Origin of the sequence: Bisbaumannia pacifica (assembly GCF_007989625.1) — a bacterium.
Taxonomy (GTDB): domain Bacteria; phylum Pseudomonadota; class Gammaproteobacteria; order Pseudomonadales; family Halomonadaceae; genus Bisbaumannia; species Bisbaumannia pacifica.
This window is the reverse complement of the sequence record NZ_BJUK01000054.1, coordinates 1-19,880: the sequence shown is the minus strand read 5'-3', so window position 1 is coordinate 19,880 and position 19,880 is coordinate 1. Positions and strand designations below refer to the sequence as shown.

Genomic DNA, 19,880 nt, shown 5'->3' with positions numbered 1-19,880 from the left:
CACCGCATCATATCCCGAGTTGTTCCAGTAGAGTGACCGCTGCCCAGATGGCGGAATTGGTAGACGCGCTAGCTTCAGGTGCTAGTGTCCTTACGGACGTGGAGGTTCAAGTCCTCTTCTGGGCACCATCGTTACTTATCGCAAGAGCATCCATAGCAAGCCCCGCACACGCCATCGAGCGTGTTTTTTTGTGCCCGCGATTCGGGCATGTGGCCACCCCCTCAGTCGAAACGCCCCGGCAACCGGGCCACCGACTCCAGCGCCCAGCCCCGAGTCCGCACGCCGCCCTCCAGCCGCCCGGCCTCGGCCGCCGGCAGATTGGGGAAGAAGTTCAGGCCGGTGCGCGCCTCCACCTCGTCGATGCTCACCAGGTAGCGATCCAGGGGCTCATCGCCGCGCACCGTCTGGGGCATGATAAAGGCCAGCGCCAAGGGCTCGTCGCCGGGCACCACGACGATCTTGTAGAAGGCCTCGGGCACCTCCACCAGGCCCACCCGGTTGAGGACGTTATCCCTGAAGCGCGCGGGAAAGATCGGCCCGGTGATCACCTGCAGCGTACCGAAGCGCGGCACGAAGTGATCGATCACCACCTCCTCCAGGCGCTGCCAGAGGCGCCGGTTGAGATCGGGCCGCTGGGGCGACATGTTGCTCATCTGGAAGGTCTGGCGCTGGGCCTCGCGACCATGCACCACGGCGATGGCGTAGTTGGGGGCGAGATGGCCGCGATCATAGCCGCTGCCGAAGTAGCTGTCCGGGGCGATCGGCCACAGGGCGCGCCAGTCGCGCCGGAAGTCGGGGCGCGGCGCGGCGCGCGGATTTTCCACCGCGCGCAGGGTGTAACTGACCCAGAGGGGGTTGACCCGCAGGTCCGACCAGCCGACCAGGAAGCCGTCATTGCGCAGCACCCGATGCAGGTTGGTCGGCGTCAAACGCTCCCAGGTGGGCACCCCCATCCAGCTGAGCCGATCGCGGTACTCCTGCTCCTGGGCATACCAGAGCCCGCTGCTGATGGCGACGAACACCAGTCCCACCCCCACCTGGCGCAGGCCACGCCGCCATCGAGAGATCCTTCTGCGCATGCCCTTCCTTATCCATCGACGGCGCCGGCCCTAATGGCCGGCGCCTTCACCCTCGGACCGGTGACGTCACCAACCCACCGAGAACATGGTCTCCAGATCATGGCGGGAGTGCACCTGCATGGCATTGAGGGTCTCGGTGTCGCGAATGCCCTCGACCGCGTTGAGCCGCTCGGTGACCAGCTCGGCCAGGCTCTCGAAGTTACGGGTGCGCGCGATGGCCACCAGGTCGTAACGCCCACAGGTGGAGTAGACCTCGCTGATGCCTTCCACGTCGGCCAGGCGCTCGGCCACCGCCTTGACCTGGCCCTTGTCGGTATTGATCAGGATCACCGCGTTCTGCATTGTCTCTCTCCTCGCCCCTGGATGATGGTGAGTCTCGGCGCCAGTATATCAGTGCCGCCGAGAGCGCCCCAGCCTCACCGCGGCCGATTGCCGCAGCGGTGCCACCGGCATTCGCGTCCCTCGCCGGGCTTCGACTAGGATAAGGCAGAACTCCTGCACTGCCGGGGAGTCGGAGATTCATGCGAGCTCGACTCGCCATACCTAGAGCGGGACCACCCGCCTAACGACCGTGACCCTGCCCCACCGGCCCCGCGCCTGACGGGCAAGCCCCAAAAAGAACGCAGATGAAGTAAGGAGACACCATGGCTAATCAGAGTCGTCGCGACTTTATGCGCAACAGCCTGCTGGGCCTGGCCGCCCTGCCCCTGGGCGCCGGCATCCTGTCCCAGAGCGCCTTCGCCCAGAGCCTGCCGCGGGTCGACCCCGACAGCGACGAGGCCAAGAACCTCAACTATGTGGAAGTGGCCAGCGACGCCAGCGACCACGCCCAGTATGCCGAGGGCGAACATTGCGCCAACTGCATGTTCTTCCAGGACGGCAACCAGGCCTGCCAGCTCTTCCCGGGCAAGAGCGTCGAGCCGGAAGGCTGGTGCCAGGCCTGGGCCGCGCGCCCCTGAGCCCCGCCCTCCTCAGGCAAAGGGCCCGCGCCATCGGCGCGGGCCCTCGTCGTTGATGCCCCGACGGCGTTTCTCGCCCTCAGCCACCGCCCTCGGCCCCCTCGGGCAACGGCCACTGATAACGCCGCACCACTTCCTTTTCCTCCATCGATTCCAGCTTCACCGGGAACCCCCATAGCTGGTGCAGGTGACGAATCACCGGATAGACCGTCTTGGCCAGGGGCCGGCGACGATCCTGCACATGGCGCAGGGTCAGGGACCGATCACCGCGGATATCCGCCGAGTAGACCTGGATATTGGGCTCGCGCACCGAGAGGGCGTACTGCACCGAGAGTGCCTCGCGGATACGCTGGTAGCCACGCTCGTCGTGGATCGCGGCCACCTCCAGCATCTCCTCCTGGTCATCATCCACCACGGTGAACAGCTTGAGATCGCGAATCACCCTGGGGGACAGGAACTGCTGGATAAAGGACTCGTCCTTGAAGTTGCGCATGGCGAAGTGCAGGGTCTCCAGCCAGTCGCTGCCGGCCATGTCCGGGAACCACTCGCGATCCTCGGCGGTAGGCGCCTCGCAGATCCGCTTGATGTCGGTGAACATGGCGAAGCCCAGGGCATAGGGGTTGATGCCGCTGTAGTAGGGGCTGTCGAAGGGCGGCTGATTGACTACCGCGGTATGTGACTGCAGGAACTCCAGGATCAACCCCTCGTCCACCAGGCCCTCATCGAAGAGGCGGTTCATCAGGGTGTAATGCCAGAAGGTGGCCCAGCCCTCGTTCATCACCTGGGTCTGGCGCTGGGGATAGAAGTACTGGGCCAGCTTGCGCACGATGCGCACGATCTCGCGCTGCCAGGGCGCCAGCAGGGGGGCATTTTTCTCGATGAAGTAGAGCAGGTTCTCCTGGGGCTCCGGCGGATAGCGACCACCGCCATGCAGGCCCAGCGGGTCCTCCTCGTCGTCGTGGGGCTCCGCCAGGGGCTCGCCATCCGCCGGCCGGGGGATGGTCCGCCACAGGGTATTGACCTGAGCCTGCAGGTACGCCTCCCGCTCCGCCTGGCGATGTGCTTCCTCTTCGGCGGAGAGCGGTGAGGGACGCTTGTAGCGATCCACCCCGTAGTTCTGCAGGGCGTGACAGGCGTCCAGCAACTGCTCCACCGCGGTCACGCCGTAACGCTCCTCGCACTCCGCCACGTACTTCCGGGCGAACACCAGGTAGTCGATGATCGAGCTGGCATCGGTCCAGGTGCGAAACAGGTAGTTGCCCTTGAAGAAGGAGTTGTGGCCGTAGCAGGCGTGGGCCATCACCAGCACCTGCATCATCAGGGTATTCTCCTCCATCAGGTAGGCGATGCAGGGGTCGGAGTTGATCACCAACTCATAGGCCAGGCCCATCTGGCCACGCCGATAGGCCTGCTCCACGGCCAGGAACTGCTTGCCGAAGGACCAGTGGTGGTAGCCCACCGGCATGCCCACGCTGGCATAGGCATCCATCATCTGCTCGGTGGTGATGATCTCGATCTGGTTGGGGTAGGTATCCAGGCGATACTCGTCGGCCAGCCGAGCGATCTCGGCCTCGAAGGTCTCGAGGGTCTCGAAGGTCCAGTCGGAGCCGGTGGCGATGGGCTTGCGTCGCGTCATGCTCTGCCTCCTGGTTCCGTTCAGGCCTCGGCCCGACGCCGGAACAGTTCTCGGAACACCGGATAGATATCGCCGGCCTCGACGATCTGGCGCATGGCGAAGCGCTCGGAAAACTCCGCCGCGACCCGCTCGTACTCCTCCCACAGCGCCTGATGGGCATGGGGGGTGATCTCCACATAGGTGAAGTACTGCAGCCGCGGCATCAGCTTCTTCATCATCAGTTCGCGACAGGTCACCGAGTCGTCGTCCCAGTTGTCACCGTCGGAGGCCTGGGCCACATAGAGGTTCCACTGAGCCGGCGAATAGCGCTTGGTGATGATCTCGTCGACCAGGGTCAGGGCACTGGAGACGATGGTGCCGCCGGTCTCCCGGGAGTAGAAGAACTCCTCCTCGTCGACCTCCTTGGCGGCGGTATGGTGGCGCACGAAGACCAGCTCCACCTTCTCGTAGTTGCGCTCCAGGAAGAGGTAGAGCAACAGGAAGAAGCGCTTGGCGATGTCCTTGTGGGCCTGGGTCATGGAACCGGAGACGTCCATCACGCAGAACATCACCGCCTTGTTGGAGGGCTGGGGCTGGTTGATCAGGTGGTTGTAGCGCAGGTCGTAGGTGTCGATAAAGGGCACCGCCTCGAGACGCCGCTCCAGCCGCTCGATCTCCTCCTTGAGAGCCTCGATGCGCGAGGGATTGCGCAGCACCGGGTCCTTGCGCTCCTCCGCCTCGAGGGCCTCGAGGGCCTCGCGCAGGGCGCGGCGCAAGGGCGCGCGCATGGCGATGCGTCGAGCCTGGGCCTCGCGCATGGAGCGCACGATATTGATCCGCGCCGGCACCCCATCCTTGGAGATCCCGGCACGCACCGGGCGCACCTCCTCCAGGTCCACCAGCTGCTTGCGCTCCAGGTGGGGCAGCTCCAGGCCATCGAAGACGAAATCCAGGAACTCCTCCCGGGTCAGGCTGAAGGCGAATTCGTCCATGCCCTCGCCCTGGTTGGAGGCGCCGCCCTCGCCGGCGCCTCCGCCCCCACCGCCGCCCCCCGGGCGGCGCAGGCGATCGCCCTCCACGAACTCCTTGTTGCCCGGGGAGACGATGCTGCGTTTACCGCCGGGGCCGTGCTGGAAGACCGGCTCGGAGATGTCCCGAGAGGGAATCGAGACCTTCTCGCCGCGCTCCATGTCGGTGATGGAGCGGCGATTGACCGCCTCCTCCACCGAGCGCTTGATATGGGTGCGATAGCGATCGAGGAAGCGCTGCCGATTGACCGCACTCTTGTGCTTGGCATTGGCCCGCCGATCGATGAAATAGCTCATGGTGACCTCCCCTGCGCCCCCGATGCCGCGGCGTGGAACATCGCCGGCACCGGGCGCGGCGACTGCCGGGGGCGGCGCCCCCGGACTGGGCCTGTAGCGGTGGCGTCAGACTACTGCGACTTGCGCACCCGCAGGTACCACTCGGAGAGCAGCCGCACCTGTTTCTCGGTGTAGCCGCGATCCACCATGCGCGCCACGAAGTCCTCGTGCTTCTTCTGGTCCGCCGCCGACGCCTTGGCATTGAAGGAGATGACCGGCAGCAGTTCCTCGGTATTGGCGAACATCTTCTTCTCGATGACCCCGCGCAGCTTCTCATAGGACTGCCAGCTGGGGTTCATGCCGTTGTTCTGGGCGCGGGCCCGCAGCACGAAGTTGACCACCTCGTGACGGAAGTCCTTGGGATTGGAGATCCCCGCCGGCTTCTCGATCTTCTCGAGCTCGTCGTTGAGGGCCTGGCGGTTGAACAGCTCGCCGGTCTCCGGGTCCCGATACTCCTGATCCTGAATCCAGAAGTCGGCATAGGTCACGTAGCGGTCGAAGATGTTCTGGCCATACTCGGAGTAGGACTCCAGGTAGGCGGTCTGGATCTCCTTGCCGATGAAGTCGACGTAGCGCGGCGCCATGAACTCCTTGATAAAGCGCAGGTAGCGCTCGAAGGTCTCCTTGGGCAGCTGTTCCTGCTCGAGGCGCTGCTCCAGGACATAGAGCAGGTGCACGGGGTTGGCGGCGACCTCATGGGTGTCGAAGTTGAACACCTTGGAGAGGATCTTGAAGGCGAAGCGGGTAGAGAGCCCATCCATGCCCTCGTCGACCCCGGCGGAATCCCGGTACTCCTGGATCGATTTGGCCTTGGGGTCGGTGTCCTTGAGGTTTTCGCCGTCATAGACCCGCATCTTGGAGTAGATGCTGGAGTTCTCCGGCTCCTTGAGCCGCGAGAGCACCGAGAACTGGGCCAGCATGCGCAGGGTATCCGGGGCGCAGGGCGCCTCGGCCAGGGAGGAGTGCTCGAGCAGCTTCTGGTAGATCTTGACCTCTTCGGTGACCCTCAGGCAGTAGGGCACCTTGACGATATAGACCCGATCGAGGAAGGCCTCGTTGTTGCGGTTGTTGCGGAAGGTCTGCCATTCGCTCTCGTTGGAGTGGGCCAGGATCACCCCGTCGAAGGGAATGGCCCCCATGCCCTCGGTGGGGTTGTAGTTCCCCTCCTGGGTCGCGGTGAGCAGCGGATGCAGCACCTTGATAGGCGCCTTGAACATCTCGACGAACTCCATCAGCCCCTGGTTGGAGCGACACAGGCCGCCGGAGAAGCTGTAGGCGTCGGGATCGTCCTGGGAGTACATCTCCAGCTGGCGGATATCCACCTTGCCTACCAGCGACGAGATGTCCTGGTTGTTCTCGTCGCCGGGCTCGGTCTTGGAGATGGCGATTTGGTTGAGCCGCGACGGATAGAGGCGCACCACCCGGAACTGGGAGATATCACCACCGTACTCCTTGAGGCGCTTGGCGGCCCAGGGCGACATCACGCTCTTCAGGTAGCGCCGGGGAATGTTGTACTCCTTCTCCAGCAGCTCGCCGTCCTCCTCCGGCGAGAACAGCCCCAACGGCGACTCATAGACCGGCGAGCCCTTGATGGCATAGAAGGGGACCTTCTCCATCAGCAGCTTGAGACGCTCGGCCAGAGACGACTTACCACCCCCCACCGGCCCCAGCAGGTAAAGGATCTGCTTGCGCTCCTCGAGCCCCTGCGCGGCATGGCGGAAGTAGGAGACGATCTGCTCGATGGCCTCCTCCATGCCGTAGAACTCGGAGAAGGCCGGGTAACGCCGAATCACCTTGTTGGAGAAGATTCGCGACAACCGGGAGTCCTTGGCCGTATCGATGACCTCCGGCTCGCCGATCGCTACCAGCATGCGCTCGGCGGCGGTGGCATAGGCCGTGGGCTCGCCGCGACACAGCTCGAGGTATTCCTGCAGGCTCATTTCCTCCTGCTGAACCCGCTCGTAGCGATTCTGCACATGATCGAAGATGCTCATCGAAGCCTCCTTAAGCCCGGTGACTCGGGCGTCGCACAAGGTTCACGGCGACCGAGATGGGTACCCTCAGCGTAGCCCTCACATTAGGTGCTGACGGTGTAAGCCGAAGCGCGGGATTCAACGCATCGACTCTCGGGCCTACCCCCTAAGACGCAAGTCGGTGGCCATGGTTCGATCGACTTTCGGCGCAGACAGACGGTAGCCGCCCCGTCAGTCGCGGGGCGGCAAAGGTCGGCAGAAACAAAAACTTAAGAAAACTATAGGGCGATGGCGGCGCGGGTGCCCTGATCGATGGCGCGCTTGGCATCCAGTTCGCCGGCATGGTCGGCGCCGCCGATCAGCCGCACCCGGACGCCGGCGCCTTGCAGCGGCTCCAGCAGGTCACGTACCGACTCCTGGCCGGCACAGACGACGATGCTGTCCACCGCGAGGCAACGCGGCTCACCGTCGAGGCGAAGATGCAGACCCTCATCATCGATACCCACGTAGTCACAGCCGGCCAGCGCCTCGACGCCGCGATGCTTGAGGGAGGCGCGATGCACCCAGCCGGTGGTCTTGCCCAGCCCCTTACCGGGCTTGGAGGCCTTGCGCTGGAGCAGGAAGACCCGGCGCGGCGTCTCGGGACGCTGCGGCGCCATCAATCCACCTCGCTCGCGCGCCTCGAGATCCACCCCCCATTCGCGGCACCAGGCGTCGAGATCCAGGCCCGGCCCCCCGACATGGGTCAGCAACTCCGCCACATCGAAGCCGATGCCGCCGGCACCGATAATCGCGACCCGCGGCCCCACCCGTTCCGGGTGAACGATGGCCATGGGATAGCTCATCACCTTGGGGTGGTCGATGCCCGGCAGGTCGAGTTCCCGGGGCCTGACCCCGGTGGCCAGCAGCACCGCATCGAAGCCGGACAGCTCATGCACCGAGGGCTCGCTGTTGAGGCGCACCCTGACCCGGTGCTTGTCGAGCATCACCCGGTAATAGCGCAGGGTCTCGTCGAACTCCTCCTTGCCGGGAATCTTGCGGGCGTAGTTGAACTGGCCGCCCAGCTCGGCGCGGCGCTCGAAGAGCACCACTTCATGGCCGCGGCGGGCCGCGGTCACCGCCGCCGCCAGGCCGGCGGGGCCACCCCCCACCACCGCCACGCGCTTGGGCTCGGCGGCAGGCTCGATCACCAGCTCGGTCTCGTGGCAGGCCCGCGGGTTGACCAGGCAGGAGGTCAGCTTGCCCTCGAAGGTGTGATCCAGGCAGGCCTGGTTACAGGCGATACAGGTATTGATCTCGTCGCGACGCCCCTCGGCGGCCTTGACCACCCAGTCGGGGTCGGCCAGGAAGGGGCGCGCCATGGAGACCATGTCGGCATGGCCCTCGGCCAGCACCCGCTCCGCCACCTCCGGCATATTGATGCGATTGGTGGTGACCAGCGGAATCGACAGCTCCGCCTTCATGCGCCGGGTCACCTCGGTGAAGGCGGCCCGGGGCACGCTGGTGACGATGGTCGGCACCCGCGCCTCGTGCCAGCCGATACCGGTATTGATCAGGCTGGCGCCGGCGGCCTCGACGGCCTGCCCCAGGGCCACCACCTCCTGCCAGCTGCTACCCTCCTCCACCAGGTCGAGCATCGAGAGGCGGAAGATGATCAGGAAGTCGGGGCCCAGGGCCTCGCGGATGCGCCGCACGATCTCCACCGGGAAGCGGATGCGCTTGTCGAAGCTGCCGCCCCACTCATCCTCGCGGTGATTGGTACGGGCGCAGACAAACTGGTTGATCAGGTAGCCCTCGGAGCCCATCACCTCGACGCCATCGTAGCCGGCCTCACGGGCCAGCTGGGCACAGCGCACATAGTCCTCGATCTGCGCCTCCACCTCGGCACCCTCCAGGGCCCTCGGCAGGAAAGGGTTGATGGGCGCCTGAAGCGCCGAGGGCGCCACCAGGGCCGGCGAGTAGGCGTAGCGCCCGGCATGCAGGATCTGCAGGCAGAGGCGCCCACCCTCGCCATGCACCGCCTCCACCACCTGGCGATGCGCCGCGGCCTCCTCGGCGGTGGTGAGTTTGGCGGCGCCTTCGAAGACCGCGCCCTCGGGATTGGGCGCGATGCCGCCGGTGACGATCAGGCCAACGCCGGCCCTGGCTCGTTCGGCATAGAAGGCCGCCAGACGCGCGAAGCCGTCGGGCGCCTCCTCGAGGTTGGTGTGCATGGAGCCCATCAGGATGCGATTGGGCAGCGTCAGGTGGCCCAGGGTCAGGGGGCGAAAGAGGTTCGGATAGTCGGTCACGGTCAAGGCCTCGTTGGCGACACGAATTCAAACAACTGTATGGCAGTCTAGCCGAGGGTGACAAGCGCCGCCGTGCGACCAAGGCCCGAGGCAGTGGCCGGCGGCCGCTCTACAGCATAGAGGCAAAAGCGAAGAAAGAGGGGGAGGAATACGAAAACGCCCCAGGCCGGATGACCTGGGGCGTTTCGGGAATCTCGATGGCGGACCGGACGGGACTCGAACCCGCGACCTCCGGCGTGACAGGCCGGCATTCTAACCAACTGAACTACCGGTCCGCGTGGTGGGTGATACCGGATTCGAACCAGTGACCCCCAGCATGTGAGGCTGGTGCTCTAACCAACTGAGCTAATCACCCACGTAGACAAGGCTAATTTGCACTGCGAGGCGTCACCCGTGGCGGACCGGACGGGACTCGAACCCGCGACCTCCGGCGTGACAGGCCGGCATTCTAACCAACTGAACTACCGGTCCACAAGGGCAAACCTACGCACTGCGATAGCGCCTTCCGGGCTATCTGGAAACACTGGCGGACCGGACGGGACTCGAACCCGCGACCTCCGGCGTGACAGGCCGGCATTCTAACCAACTGAACTACCGGTCCACTCGCATTTCCTACGACTTCAGCCATCTCCCTGTCGAGATGGTGGGTGGTACTGGGCTCGAACCAGTGACCCCCAGCTTGTAAGGCTGGTGCTCTTCCAACTGAGCTAACCACCCCTGAACTCGTGGCGACGCATTCTACAGAGACCCCGAGGGAAGTCAACGACTTCAGTGCAATTTTTTCGATAAGGCACCGCCGCGAGCCGGCTCGTCGCGTCCCTGAATCGACGGCAGGCCGCGCCACCCCTGGCCCGTCCCTAGTCGCCCCCCGCCCCGACCTTCGCGGAACGCCCCGCCGCTCGACCATCCAGCCTGGTCGCGATACGCCGTGCTGCCGCCTCGATCAGCGCCGCCTGGGTCAGCCCCGATGCCTTGCGTGGTTTCCAGTCGTGGTCGCCATCGTCCAGGAAGTGAACTTCGGCACGATCGGACAGGTCGTAGCCTTCCACCTCGGCTCGCGTGCCGAAGGGATCCCGCTCCCCCTGCAGCACCAGGGTCGGGCAGCGCAGGTCGGGCCAGTGGGCCAGGCGAGTCTTCTCGGGTTTACCGGGGGGATGGAAGGGATAGCCACACAGCACCAGGCCGGAGACCGCCTCTCGGGCGGCCAGCAGGCTCGCCACTCTTCCACCCATGGATTTGCCGCCCAGCCAACAGGGCGGCCCCGCCAGGCGTGACACGATGTCGCACCAGGGGCGCCACTCCTCCAGCAGTTTTTCCACCCGGGGCGGCGGTCGACGGCGTCCCTCGGCACGCATCCGCCGCATGTATTCGAACTCGAACCCCAGGGCCTGAACCCCCGCCGCGGCCAGCGCCTGGCGCAGTCCCGCCATAAAGGCGGAATCCTGGCCGGCACCGGCGCCGTGGGCCAGCAGCAGGCGCCCACGGCGTGGTCTCCCCGCGACCCATAGGGGCCCGACACCCACCACCTCGCAGGGCCCGACAATCTCCTCCTGCAAGGCCTCGATCAGCTCGTCTACGCTGAGTCGAAGCGACGTTGCCTCCGCCATCGTCATTGCGACACCTTCTGGGCGTTATTTGGTCATACGCCATTTTTGCATATTTAGCTTGCCTGCCGGCTGAGCTAGAATCGGCGCCCGGAATCTTGACCTGTATCATCATGCGGGCGGTCGCGCTCGGGCACACTTGGCACCCGGGACGTCTCCCCTACACCGCGTTCGATGGGAACCTGACATGAGCACAGCATTTGAACACCCGACCTACAATTACAAGGTAGTTCGGCAGTTCGCGATCATGACTGTGGTATGGGGCATCGTAGGCATGAGCCTGGGTGTCATCCTCGCCGCACAATTGGTCTGGCCCGAACTGAACCTGGGACTGCCGTGGACGAGCTTCGGCCGCCTGCGCCCCCTGCACACCAACGCCGTGATCTTCGCCTTCGGCGGCTCGGCGCTGATGGCCACCTCCTACTACGTGGTCCAGCGCACCTGCCAGACGCGACTGATCTCCGACAAGCTGGCGGCCTTCACCTTCTGGGGCTGGCAGGCGGTCATCATCTCGGCGATCATCACCCTGCCGATGGGCTTCACCACCTCCAAGGAATACGCCGAGCTGGAGTGGCCGATCAATATCCTGATCGCCGTGGTCTGGGTCAGTTATGCCATCGTCTTCCTGGGCACCATCAAGCAGCGCAAGACGTCGCATATCTATGTGGCCAACTGGTTCTATGCTGCCTTTATCCTCACCATCGCGGTGCTGCATATCGTCAATAACCTGGCGATTCCGGTGGAAGCCTTCAACTCCTACTCCATCTACCCAGGTGCCATCGACGCCATGGTGCAGTGGTGGTGGGGCCACAACGCAGTGGGCTTCTTCCTGACTGCCGGCTTCCTTGGCATGATGTACTACTTCGTGCCCAAGCAGGCCGAGCGTCCGATCTACTCCTATCGTCTGTCCATCGTGCACTTCTGGGCGCTGATCACCACCTACATGTGGGCCGGTGCGCACCACCTGCACTACACCGCCCTTCCCGACTGGGCGCAGTCCGTGGGCATGGTGATGTCAATCATCCTGCTGGCGCCCTCCTGGGGCGGCATGATCAACGGCATGATGACCCTCTCCGGGGCCTGGCATAAGCTGCGCACCGACCCGACCCTGCGTTTCCTGGTGGTGGCCCTCTCCTTCTACGGCATGTCCACCTTCGAGGGGCCGATGATGGCGGTGAAGACCGTCAACGCCCTCTCCCACTACACCGACTGGACCATCGGTCACGTCCACGCCGGCGCCCTGGGCTGGGTGGCGATGATCTCCATCGGCTCCATGTATCACCTGATCCCGCGCCTGTTCGGCGGCACCGAGATGCACTCCGTGAAGCTGATCGCCGTGCACTTCTGGCTCTCCACCATCGGCACCGTGCTGTATATCGCCGCCATGTGGGTCAACGGCATCCTGCAGGGCCTGATGTGGCGTGCGGTCAACCCCGACGGCACCCTGATGTACACCTTTATCGAGGCCGTCGAGGCCAGCGGTCCGGGCTACATCGTGCGCTGGGTGGGCGGCCTGTTCTGGGTCACCGGCATGCTGATCATGGCCTACAACGTCTACATGACCGTCAAGCGCAGCGAAGAGCGCGGCGCCATCCCGCAAGCCGCCTGAGCCAACGGAGAACGAGACACCGATGAAACACGAGATTGTCGAAAAGAACGTTGGTCTGTTGTCGGTCCTGATCCTGGTGGTGATCAGCTTCGGCGGCCTGGCCGAGATCGTGCCGCTGTTCTTCCAGAAGGACACCACCCAGGCGGTGGAGGGGCTCGAGCCCCTCTCCCCCCTGGAGCTGGAAGGGCGTGACATCTACATTCGCGAGGGCTGCGTGGGCTGTCACTCGCAGATGATCCGCCCCTTCCGCGCCGAGACCGAGCGCTATGGTCACTACAGCGTGGCCGGCGAGTTCGTCTACGATCACCCCTTCCTGTGGGGCTCCAAGCGGACCGGCCCGGACCTGGCCCGCGTCGGTGGCCGCTACAGCGACGACTGGCACCGGGCGCACCTCTACAACCCGCGTGATGTCGTGCCCGAGTCGATCATGCCGGCCTACCCCTGGCTGTTCGAGAACACCCTCGACGGCCAGTCCACCGAGCGCAAGATGCGTGCCCTGCAGAGCATGGGCGTGCCGTATACCGACGAGCAGATCGAGGGCGCCGGCCGCGAGGTGCGTGGGGAGCAGGAGATCACCGCCCTGGTCGCCTACCTGCAGCAGCTCGGCACCGTGATCGAAGGCACTCGCTGATCATGGATATGGGGACCTTTCGAGGCATCACCGCCCTGCTGATACTGATCGCCTTTCTCGGCATCGTGGCCTGGGCCTACTCGAGGCGCCGCAAGAAGGACTTCGACGAAGCCGCCAACTTGCCCTTCGCCGATGATGATGAGATGCCAAACCGTGACCAGGCCTCGAGGAACGAGGCCGATTCCCGACACGACAGGGGAGACAAGAACAGATGAGCAACCTTTGGGACGACTCCCTCTCCGGCTTCTGGAGTGCCTGGATCATCGTCATCACCCTCGGCACCATCGTCTTCTGTGCCTGGGTGCTGTTCGCCAACCGCAAGACCGACAAGCAACCGGATGCCGAGGGTAACGTCGGCACCACCGGCCATGCCGCCGACGGCATCGAGGAGTATGACAACCCCCTGCCGCGCTGGTGGTTCATGCTCTTCGTCGGTACCGTGATCTTCTCGCTGGGTTACCTGGTGCTCTACCCGGGGCTGGGCAACTTCCAGGGCATCCTGGGCTGGAACCAGGTGAATCAGTGGGAGCGCGAGATGGCCCAGGCCGAGGAGCGTTACGCGCCGATCTTCGCCCAGTACGAAGAGGTGCCGATTCCCGAGCTGGCCCAGGATGGCGACGCCATGCGGGTCGCCGAGCGCATCTTCCTCAACAACTGCGCCATCTGCCACGGCTCCAATGCCCAGGGCGGTTACGGCTTCCCCAACCTGACCGATGACGACTGGCTCTACGGGGGCGAGCCGGAGAATATCGTGCATACCATCGCCAACGGGCGTAACGGCCTGATGCCCTCCTGGCAGCAGCTCGGCGAGGAAAACATCGAGAACCTGACCCAGCACGTGCTGTCCCTCTCCGGCCTGGAGCACGACGCCGAGCGCGCCGAGCACGGTCAGTCGGTGTTCACCGCCAGCTGCGCGGCCTGCCACGGCCCCAACGGCACCGGCAACACCGCCCTCGGGGCACCCAACCTGACCGATGACACCTGGCTCTACCTGGCGCCGGGACAGAGCGTCGCCGATGCGGTGCGCCAGACCCTGCGCAATGGTCGTAACGGCCATATGCCGGCCCAGGCCGCCTATATCGGCGAGGACAAGGTGCACCTGGTGGCCGCCTACGTCTACAGCCTGAGCAACTAAGCCCCCTCGAGCGGGTGCGGTCGGCCGTCGCACCCGCTCTTCTCCCCCCTCTGGGTCGATTACACTACTGCGGTTACTCTTCTCTCCGGCGCCCCGCGCCCCAGCTGTGGTAAGCCCATGTCAGACCGGATACCTGCACGCGATGTCACCTCGTCCGGGGTCGGCCAGCACGACCCCGCCCAGGCCGTACAACAGGAGATGTACGCCAAGCGCCGGCATATCTATGTGCGCGAGATCAAGGGCCTCTTCCAGCGCCTGCGACGCGCTGCCAACTGGGCCCTGATGGCGCTGTTCTTCGGCATGCCCTGGGTGACTTGGGGCGATCGCCCGGCGATCTGGTTCGACCTCCCCTCCCGGGAGTTCCATATCTTCGGCGGCACCTTCTATCCCCAGGAATTCATGCTGCTGTCGTGGATCCTGATCATCTGCGCCTTCGGCCTGTTCCTGATCACCGTCTTCGCCGGCCGGGTGTGGTGCGGCTACACCTGCCCGCAGAGCGTCTGGACCTTCCTCTATATCTGGCTGGAACATCGCCTGGAGGGGCCACGCAATCGCCGCATCAAGCTCGACAAGGCCCCCTGGAGCCTCGACAAGCTATGGCGCAAGGGCGCCAAGCATGTCGCCTGGCTGGCCATCGCCTTCGCCACCGGCGCCACCTTCGTCGGCTACTTCACCCCGATCCGCGAACTCGTCGGCGACTTCCTCGCCCTCAGCGTGGGCGGCTGGGCGCTGTTCTGGGTCGGCTTCTTCACCGTCTTCACCTACCTCAATGCCGGCTGGCTGCGCGAGCAGGTGTGCCTCTATATGTGCCCCTATGCCCGCTTCCAGTCGGTGATGTTCGATAGCGATACCCTGGTGGTCTCCTACGATGCGGCCCGGGGCGAGCCTCGCGGTGCCCGCAAGCGCGGCCTCAGCCATGAGCAGGCTCGGGAGGCCGGGCATGGCGACTGCATCGACTGCGATCTCTGCGTGCAGGTGTGCCCCACCGGCATCGATATCCGCGATGGCCTGCAGTACGAGTGCATCACCTGCGCCGCCTGCATCGACGCCTGCGACAGCGTCATGGACAAGATGGGCTATCCCCGCGGGCTGGTGCGCTACACCACCGAGCATCAGCTGGCCGACGGCAAGACCCACCTGCTGCGCCCCCGCCTGCTCGGGTATCTGGCCGCCCTGGTGGTGATGATCGGCCTGCTGATCTGGGCCCTGGCCGGCCGCATCCCCCTGGAATTCGAGATCGAACGAGACCGCCAGCAGCTCTACCAGCTGACCCGGGAGGGCCAGGTCAGCAACCTCTATACGCTGACGATTCGCAACCTCGACAACCGCCCCCACACCTACCGGGTTTCCGTCGCGGGGCTGGCGGGACTGACCCTGGTCGGTGACGAGCGGATTCGCATCGACGCCAACAACAGTCGCAACCTGGTGCTGGAACTGCGAGCCGATGCCGAGGCCCTCGAGCAACCCAGTCATCCCATCGAGATTCGCCTGCAGTCCCTGGAAGATGACTCGGTACAACAGACGCGCGATACGCGCTTTATCGGACAGATCAGGAGATAGTCTCGTGGGTAGTCACAGCATCCCCCCCTGGTACAAGCAGTTCTGGCCCTGGTTCCTGATCGGCATCCTGCTCTGGTCCTTTGCCATGGGCACCACCTTCTTGGTGATGTCGATCCGCAGCTTCGATGGCATGGTGCAGGAGGACTACTACAAGCATGGCCGCGCCATCAACATGGTGCTCGCCAAGCAGCAGCGCGCCGCCGACCTGGGCCTGGAGGCTCAGTTGGCGGTCGACGACCTCAGCGGCGATATCAGCGTCACCCTGGAAGGCGACGCGCGTCCCGAGATGCTGCTCCTCGAGCTGATCTTCCCCACCGAGGATGATCGTGACCATACCGCCCTGCTTCACCACCAGCGCGACGGCCACTATGTGGGGCAACTCGAGCGCCAGCTGCAGCACCGCTGGTACCTGCACCTGCAGCCGGCGGGTCAGGAGACGGCGGAGTGGCGCCTGACCGGCGAGGCCCGCTTCCCGGCGCAGGGGGACATCGTACTGACGCCGGGCCTCTCCCAGCGCTAGGTCGCCCATGAGCCATCCCGAGGTCGAGGGTGCCCCCGTCGAGGCCTGCTATCACTGCGGCAGCCGGGTGCCCGAGGGAGCCCCCTGGCGCATCCGCATCGATGAGCAGGCCCACCCCCTCTGCTGCCCCGGCTGCGAGGCGGTGGCTCACGCCATCGTCGAGGGTGGCCTGTCCAGCTACTACCGCTTCCGCACCGAACTCCCGGAACGTCCCGACGAGCGCCAGCTACCCCCCAGCGAGACCTGGGCCGTCTTCGACGACCCGGCGCTGCAGCGCGACTTCGTGCACCCCCAGGGCGACTGGCTGGCCACCACCCTGTCGGTAGAGGGCATCACCTGTGCCGCCTGCGCCTGGCTGATCGAGCATCGCCTCAATGCCCTGGAGGGCCTGGAGGAGAGCGCCGTCAACCTCAGCCACCACCGCCTGCGGGTGGTCTGGGATCCGACACGCCTCAGGCTATCGCGGATCCTCGCCGAGCTGGCCGCCATCGGCTACGGCGCCCAGCCCTACGAACCCGACGAGGCCCAGCGCCGCCTGCACCACGAGGAGCGCATGAACGTGCGTCGCCTGATCGTCGCCGCCGTGGCCATGATGCAGGTGATGATGTTCTCGGTGCCCCTCTACATCAGTGACCCCGGGGAGCTCACCGACGGCTTCCATGCCCTCTTCCACTGGCTCTCCTTCGCCCTGGCCACCCCGGTGGTGGGCTTCTCGGCGCTGCCCTTCTTCCGCAATGCGCTGCGCGATCTGCGCACCCGCTTGCTGGGCATGGACGTGTCAGTGGCCATCGCCATCGGCGGCGCCTACCTGGCCAGCGCCTATGCGATGCTCGTCGGCAGCGACGAGGTCTACTTCGATTCGGTGACCATGTTCACCTTCTTCCTGCTCTTCGGCCGCTACGTGGAGACCCGCGCCCGCCGCCGCAGCGGCCATAGCGGCAACCAGCTCGCCGGGGTCCTGCCGCTCTCCGCCATCCGCCTGGAAGCGGACGGCAGCGAGCGCATCCTGCCCGCCAGCCGCCTCGGCGAGGGCGAGCGGGTGCTGGTCAAGCCGGGCCACGGCGTCCCCGCCGACGGTATCATCGAACAGGGCCGGTCGAGCCTCGACGAGTCGATGCTCACCGGCGAATATCAGCCGGTGACCCGCGGCGTGGGCGAGGCCGTGACCGGCGGCAGCCAGAATATCGAGAGCCCCCTGGTGGTACGGGTCACCCATCCCGGCCAGGCGGCACGGGTGGCGCGCATCGTCGACCTCACCGACCGCGCCTTCGCCAGCCGGCCACGGATCGCCCTGCTGGCACAGCGCGCGGCTCACCACTTCGTGCTCACCACCCTGCTGATCACCCTGGGGGTGGCCGTGGCGTGGTGGCTGATCGATCCCGACCGGGCCTTCTGGGTGACCCTCTCGGTACTGGTGGTGACCTGCCCCTGCGCCCTGGCCCTGGCCACCCCCACGGCGCTGACCGCCGGCCACGGCCAGTTGCGTCGTCGCGGCGTGCTGATGACCCGCGCCGATGCCGTGGAGGGACTCTCCCAGGCGACCCGGGTGGTCTTCGACAAGACCGGCACCCTGACCCAGGGGGCCATGCGCCTGGTCGAGACTCGCCCTCTGGGCGACGCCGACGAGACCACCGCCCGGCGCCTGGCGGCGGCCCTGGAGGCTCACTCCGAGCACCCCATCGCCCGCGCCTTCGGGCCCTACCGGGAGGCCACCCTGCAGGCCCGGCAGGTGACCAGCCACCCCGGCCAGGGGCTGGAGGGCACCATCGAGGGTCGCCACTACCGCCTCGGCACCCCCGACTTCGCCAGCCCCCAGGCCCCCGCGGCACCGGGCGAGGGCCAGTGGTTGCTGCTGGCCCGCGACGGCGAGCCCCTGGCGTGGTTCGCCCTGCATGACGGTCTGCGCGAGGATGCGGTGGCCACCATCGCCGCCCTGCGCGCCCAGGGGCTGGCGGTGGAGCTGCTCTCCGGGGATCGCCCCGAGGCCGTGGCCGAGCTGGCTGCCCGGGCGGGCATCGACACCTGGCGGGGCGGCGCCGGCCCCGAGACCAAACTCGAGCACCTGCGCGAGCTGCAGGCCCGGGGCGAGACGGTGGTGATGATCGGTGACGGCATCAACGACGTGCCGGTGCTGGCCGGGGCCGATGTCTCCATCGCCATGAATGGCGCCACCGACCTGGCCCGCACCCGCGCCGACGCGATACTCTTGAGCCCACGCCTGCTGCGTATCGCCGAGGCGATCACCATCGCCCGGGCGACCCGCCGCATCATCCGGCAGAACCTGATCTGGTCGGTCATCTACAATTTCACCGCCCTGCCGATCGCCGCCCTCGGCATCGTGCCGCCCTGGGTCGCCGCCCTGGGCATGTCGGCCAGTTCCCTGGTGGTGGTGGGTAACGCCCTGCGCCTGGGTCGCATGCGCCTGGACGCACCGCCGACGCCTTCTCCCGCCCCCCGAGTGGAGCCCGCATGAGCATCCTCTACCTGCTGATTCCGCTGAGCCTGATCCTGCTGAGCCTGGCCATCTGGGCCTTCTTCTGGGCGGTCAAGAACGACCAGTTCGAGGACCTGGAGGGTCCCGCCTATCGCATCCTCTTCGACGAGGACGAGAACGACCGGCCCAGGGAGCAGCAGGGCCAGGGCGAGCCCGCGAATGATGACGAGACCGGTCGTTCGGCGGGAAAGACGGCCAGCGACGACGACCCGGAGCCGCCCCGCTAATGGATCCCACCGGCCTGGGCCTGCCGCCACTGGCGGCGGCCTTCGTCTTCGGCCTGCTCGGCGGCGCTCACTGCATCGGCATGTGCGGCGGCATCATGAGCGCCCTGACCTTCGCCGTGCCCCCCAGCATGCGCTCCCCCGCCCGCCTCGGCGGCCTGCTGCTGGGCTACAACCTGGGGCGCGTCGCCAGCTATATGCTGGCCGGGGCCCTGGTGGCCGGCCTCGGCACCCTGGTGGGCACCGCCCACGACGGCCTGCGCCTGGTCCTGCAGGGGCTGGCGGCACTGATGCTGATCCTGATGGCGCTGTATATCGCCGACTGGTGGAAGGGGCTGCTGCGCATCGAGGCCCTGGGCCGCCGCCTGTGGCGCCACCTGGAGCCGCTCGGCCGCCGCCTGATGCCGGTGGTCAGCCTGCCCCAGGCCACCGTCCTGGGGGCGATCTGGGGCTGGCTGCCTTGTGGCCTGGTCTACTCCATGCTGGCCTGGAGCCTGGCCACGGGGGAGCCCCTCCAGGGCGCCCTGCTGATGCTGGCCTTCGGCCTCGGCACCCTGCCGGCCCTGCTGGCCACGGGGCTGGCGGCGCGCAGCCTGGGCAACCTGATTCGTCACCCGGCCACCCGAACCCTGGCGGCGCTGTCGATTATCGCCTTCGCCCTCTGGCAGCTGTGGAGCCTGCTGCCCCAGGCCGATGCCCATGCCACCCATCCGCCAGCGCCGAGTGACCACTCGCACTGATCGTCACCCTCTCGCACTAACCCCGAACCCTGGCGGCGCTATCGATTATCGCCTTCGCCCTCTGGCAGCTGTGGAGCCTGCT

The 19,880-nt window shown here is 66.1% G+C and carries 17 protein-coding genes and 6 tRNA genes; 11 read left to right on the top strand and 12 right to left on the bottom strand.

Going from position 1 to position 19,880, the window contains the following annotated elements:
- Positions 1 to 41 precede the first annotated feature (41 nt).
- A tRNA-Leu gene (locus HPA02_RS16080) sits at positions 42 to 128 on the top strand.
- Positions 129 to 221: 93 nt separating this feature from the next.
- Here HPA02_RS16080 and HPA02_RS16075 read toward each other — a convergent pair.
- Together HPA02_RS16075 and HPA02_RS16070 are read right to left on the bottom strand one after the other, a co-directional pair.
- Entirely contained in the window at positions 222 to 1,079 is an 858-nt protein-coding gene (locus tag HPA02_RS16075; protein WP_146804217.1) for a DNA/RNA non-specific endonuclease, read from the bottom strand.
- A 66-nt stretch (positions 1,080 to 1,145) separates the two neighbouring features.
- Positions 1,146 to 1,421: an Lrp/AsnC family transcriptional regulator gene (locus HPA02_RS16070; RefSeq protein ID WP_146804216.1), complete on the bottom strand. Its 276-nt coding sequence runs from the start codon at positions 1,419 to 1,421 to the stop codon at positions 1,146 to 1,148.
- Between the two features lie 302 nt (positions 1,422 to 1,723).
- Here HPA02_RS16070 and HPA02_RS16065 point away from each other — a divergent pair, with 302 nt between their 5' ends.
- Positions 1,724 to 2,038 carry a high-potential iron-sulfur protein gene (locus HPA02_RS16065; protein WP_146804215.1) on the top strand — a complete coding sequence of 105 codons (315 nt, stop codon included), beginning with the start codon at positions 1,724 to 1,726 and terminating at the stop codon, positions 2,036 to 2,038.
- A 79-nt stretch (positions 2,039 to 2,117) separates the two neighbouring features.
- Here HPA02_RS16065 and HPA02_RS16060 read toward each other — a convergent pair whose 3' ends face one another.
- The 10 genes from HPA02_RS16060 to HPA02_RS16015 form a co-directional block, all read right to left on the bottom strand.
- Entirely contained in the window at positions 2,118 to 3,674 is a 1,557-nt protein-coding gene (locus HPA02_RS16060) for a SpoVR family protein (protein WP_146804214.1), read from the bottom strand.
- 20 nt (positions 3,675 to 3,694) lie between these two features.
- Positions 3,695 to 4,978 carry a YeaH/YhbH family protein gene (locus tag HPA02_RS16055; RefSeq protein WP_146804213.1) on the bottom strand — a complete coding sequence of 428 codons (1,284 nt, stop codon included), beginning with the start codon at positions 4,976 to 4,978 and terminating at the stop codon, positions 3,695 to 3,697.
- Positions 4,979 to 5,088: 110 nt separating this feature from the next.
- Positions 5,089 to 7,011, bottom strand: a complete 1,923-nt coding sequence (locus tag HPA02_RS16050; protein WP_146804212.1) for a PrkA family serine protein kinase — start codon at positions 7,009 to 7,011, stop codon at positions 5,089 to 5,091.
- Positions 7,012 to 7,268: 257 nt separating this feature from the next.
- On the bottom strand, positions 7,269 to 9,212 hold the full coding sequence (locus tag HPA02_RS16045) for an FAD-dependent oxidoreductase (protein ID WP_442861996.1): 1,944 nt from the start codon (positions 9,210 to 9,212) through the stop codon (positions 7,269 to 7,271).
- 267 nt (positions 9,213 to 9,479) lie between these two features.
- Positions 9,480 to 9,556 (bottom strand) — tRNA-Asp (locus HPA02_RS16040).
- Positions 9,557 to 9,559: 3 nt separating this feature from the next.
- A tRNA-Val gene (locus tag HPA02_RS16035) sits at positions 9,560 to 9,636 on the bottom strand.
- Between the two features lie 39 nt (positions 9,637 to 9,675).
- Positions 9,676 to 9,752: transfer RNA gene (locus tag HPA02_RS16030), tRNA-Asp, on the bottom strand.
- Between the two features lie 53 nt (positions 9,753 to 9,805).
- Positions 9,806 to 9,882: transfer RNA gene (locus HPA02_RS16025), tRNA-Asp, on the bottom strand.
- A 40-nt stretch (positions 9,883 to 9,922) separates the two neighbouring features.
- A tRNA-Val gene (locus tag HPA02_RS16020) sits at positions 9,923 to 9,998 on the bottom strand.
- Positions 9,999 to 10,138: 140 nt separating this feature from the next.
- On the bottom strand, positions 10,139 to 10,894 hold the full coding sequence (locus HPA02_RS16015; RefSeq protein WP_307725139.1) for an alpha/beta family hydrolase: 756 nt from the start codon (positions 10,892 to 10,894) through the stop codon (positions 10,139 to 10,141).
- A 178-nt stretch (positions 10,895 to 11,072) separates the two neighbouring features.
- On the opposite strand from HPA02_RS16015, the gene ccoN reads away from it, so the two are divergent.
- From ccoN to HPA02_RS15970, 9 genes are all read left to right on the top strand, one after another.
- Positions 11,073 to 12,494 carry a cytochrome-c oxidase, cbb3-type subunit I gene (gene ccoN / locus HPA02_RS16010; RefSeq protein ID WP_146804210.1) on the top strand — a complete coding sequence of 474 codons (1,422 nt, stop codon included), beginning with the start codon at positions 11,073 to 11,075 and terminating at the stop codon, positions 12,492 to 12,494.
- A gap of 22 nt (positions 12,495 to 12,516) precedes the next feature.
- Positions 12,517 to 13,125, top strand: coding sequence for a cytochrome-c oxidase, cbb3-type subunit II (gene ccoO, locus HPA02_RS16005; RefSeq protein WP_146804209.1), 609 nt, complete (start codon positions 12,517 to 12,519; stop codon positions 13,123 to 13,125).
- 2 nt (positions 13,126 to 13,127) lie between these two features.
- Positions 13,128 to 13,340: a cbb3-type cytochrome oxidase subunit 3 gene (locus HPA02_RS16000; RefSeq protein WP_146804208.1), complete on the top strand. Its 213-nt coding sequence runs from the start codon at positions 13,128 to 13,130 to the stop codon at positions 13,338 to 13,340.
- The gene (gene ccoP / locus HPA02_RS15995) at positions 13,337 to 14,260 is read left to right on the top strand and encodes a cytochrome-c oxidase, cbb3-type subunit III (protein WP_146804207.1); all 924 of its coding nucleotides are present in this window, start codon (positions 13,337 to 13,339) and stop codon (positions 14,258 to 14,260) included. Before HPA02_RS16000 ends, ccoP begins: the two co-directional genes overlap by 4 nt.
- A 117-nt stretch (positions 14,261 to 14,377) precedes the next feature.
- The gene (gene ccoG, locus HPA02_RS15990; RefSeq protein ID WP_244945949.1) at positions 14,378 to 15,820 is read left to right on the top strand and encodes a cytochrome c oxidase accessory protein CcoG; all 1,443 of its coding nucleotides are present in this window, start codon (positions 14,378 to 14,380) and stop codon (positions 15,818 to 15,820) included.
- A gap of 4 nt (positions 15,821 to 15,824) precedes the next feature.
- On the top strand, positions 15,825 to 16,340 hold the full coding sequence (locus tag HPA02_RS15985) for a FixH family protein (RefSeq protein WP_244945948.1): 516 nt from the start codon (positions 15,825 to 15,827) through the stop codon (positions 16,338 to 16,340).
- 7 nt (positions 16,341 to 16,347) lie between these two features.
- A complete protein-coding gene (locus HPA02_RS15980) occupies positions 16,348 to 18,813 on the top strand; it encodes a heavy metal translocating P-type ATPase (RefSeq protein ID WP_146804205.1) in 2,466 nt (821 codons plus the stop codon).
- Positions 18,810 to 19,061, top strand: a complete 252-nt coding sequence (ccoS, locus tag HPA02_RS15975) for a cbb3-type cytochrome oxidase assembly protein CcoS (protein WP_146804204.1) — start codon at positions 18,810 to 18,812, stop codon at positions 19,059 to 19,061. Before HPA02_RS15980 ends, ccoS begins: the two co-directional genes overlap by 4 nt.
- A complete protein-coding gene (locus HPA02_RS15970) occupies positions 19,061 to 19,798 on the top strand; it encodes a sulfite exporter TauE/SafE family protein (RefSeq protein ID WP_146804203.1) in 738 nt (245 codons plus the stop codon). Before ccoS ends, HPA02_RS15970 begins: the two co-directional genes overlap by 1 nt.
- Positions 19,799 to 19,880 lie beyond the last annotated feature (82 nt).

Bases quoted from the DNA above. Each gene is read 5' to 3' on its own strand.
- HPA02_RS16070 (WP_146804216.1), bottom strand. From the start codon at position 1,421: ATGCAGAACGCGGTGATCCTGATCAATACCGACAAGGGCCAGGTCAAG.
- HPA02_RS16055 (WP_146804213.1), bottom strand. From the start codon at position 4,978: ATGAGCTATTTCATCGATCGGCGGGCCAATGCCAAGCACAAGAGTGCG.
- ccoS (WP_146804204.1), top strand. From the start codon at position 18,810: ATGAGCATCCTCTACCTGCTGATTCCGCTGAGCCTGATCCTGCTGAGC.
- HPA02_RS16015 (WP_307725139.1), bottom strand. From the start codon at position 10,894: ATGACGATGGCGGAGGCAACGTCGCTTCGACTCAGCGTAGACGAGCTG.
- HPA02_RS15970 (WP_146804203.1), top strand. From the start codon at position 19,061: ATGGATCCCACCGGCCTGGGCCTGCCGCCACTGGCGGCGGCCTTCGTC.
- HPA02_RS16050 (WP_146804212.1), bottom strand. From the start codon at position 7,011: ATGAGCATCTTCGATCATGTGCAGAATCGCTACGAGCGGGTTCAGCAG.
- HPA02_RS16000 (WP_146804208.1), top strand. From the start codon at position 13,128: ATGGATATGGGGACCTTTCGAGGCATCACCGCCCTGCTGATACTGATC.
- HPA02_RS16060 (WP_146804214.1), bottom strand. From the start codon at position 3,674: ATGACGCGACGCAAGCCCATCGCCACCGGCTCCGACTGGACCTTCGAG.
- ccoN (WP_146804210.1), top strand. From the start codon at position 11,073: ATGAGCACAGCATTTGAACACCCGACCTACAATTACAAGGTAGTTCGG.
- ccoP (WP_146804207.1), top strand. From the start codon at position 13,337: ATGAGCAACCTTTGGGACGACTCCCTCTCCGGCTTCTGGAGTGCCTGG.
- HPA02_RS16065 (WP_146804215.1), top strand. From the start codon at position 1,724: ATGGCTAATCAGAGTCGTCGCGACTTTATGCGCAACAGCCTGCTGGGC.
- HPA02_RS16075 (WP_146804217.1), bottom strand. From the start codon at position 1,079: ATGCGCAGAAGGATCTCTCGATGGCGGCGTGGCCTGCGCCAGGTGGGG.
- HPA02_RS15980 (WP_146804205.1), top strand. From the start codon at position 16,348: ATGAGCCATCCCGAGGTCGAGGGTGCCCCCGTCGAGGCCTGCTATCAC.
- HPA02_RS16045 (WP_442861996.1), bottom strand. From the start codon at position 9,212: ATGGGCTCCATGCACACCAACCTCGAGGAGGCGCCCGACGGCTTCGCG.
- ccoG (WP_244945949.1), top strand. From the start codon at position 14,378: ATGTCAGACCGGATACCTGCACGCGATGTCACCTCGTCCGGGGTCGGC.
- ccoO (WP_146804209.1), top strand. From the start codon at position 12,517: ATGAAACACGAGATTGTCGAAAAGAACGTTGGTCTGTTGTCGGTCCTG.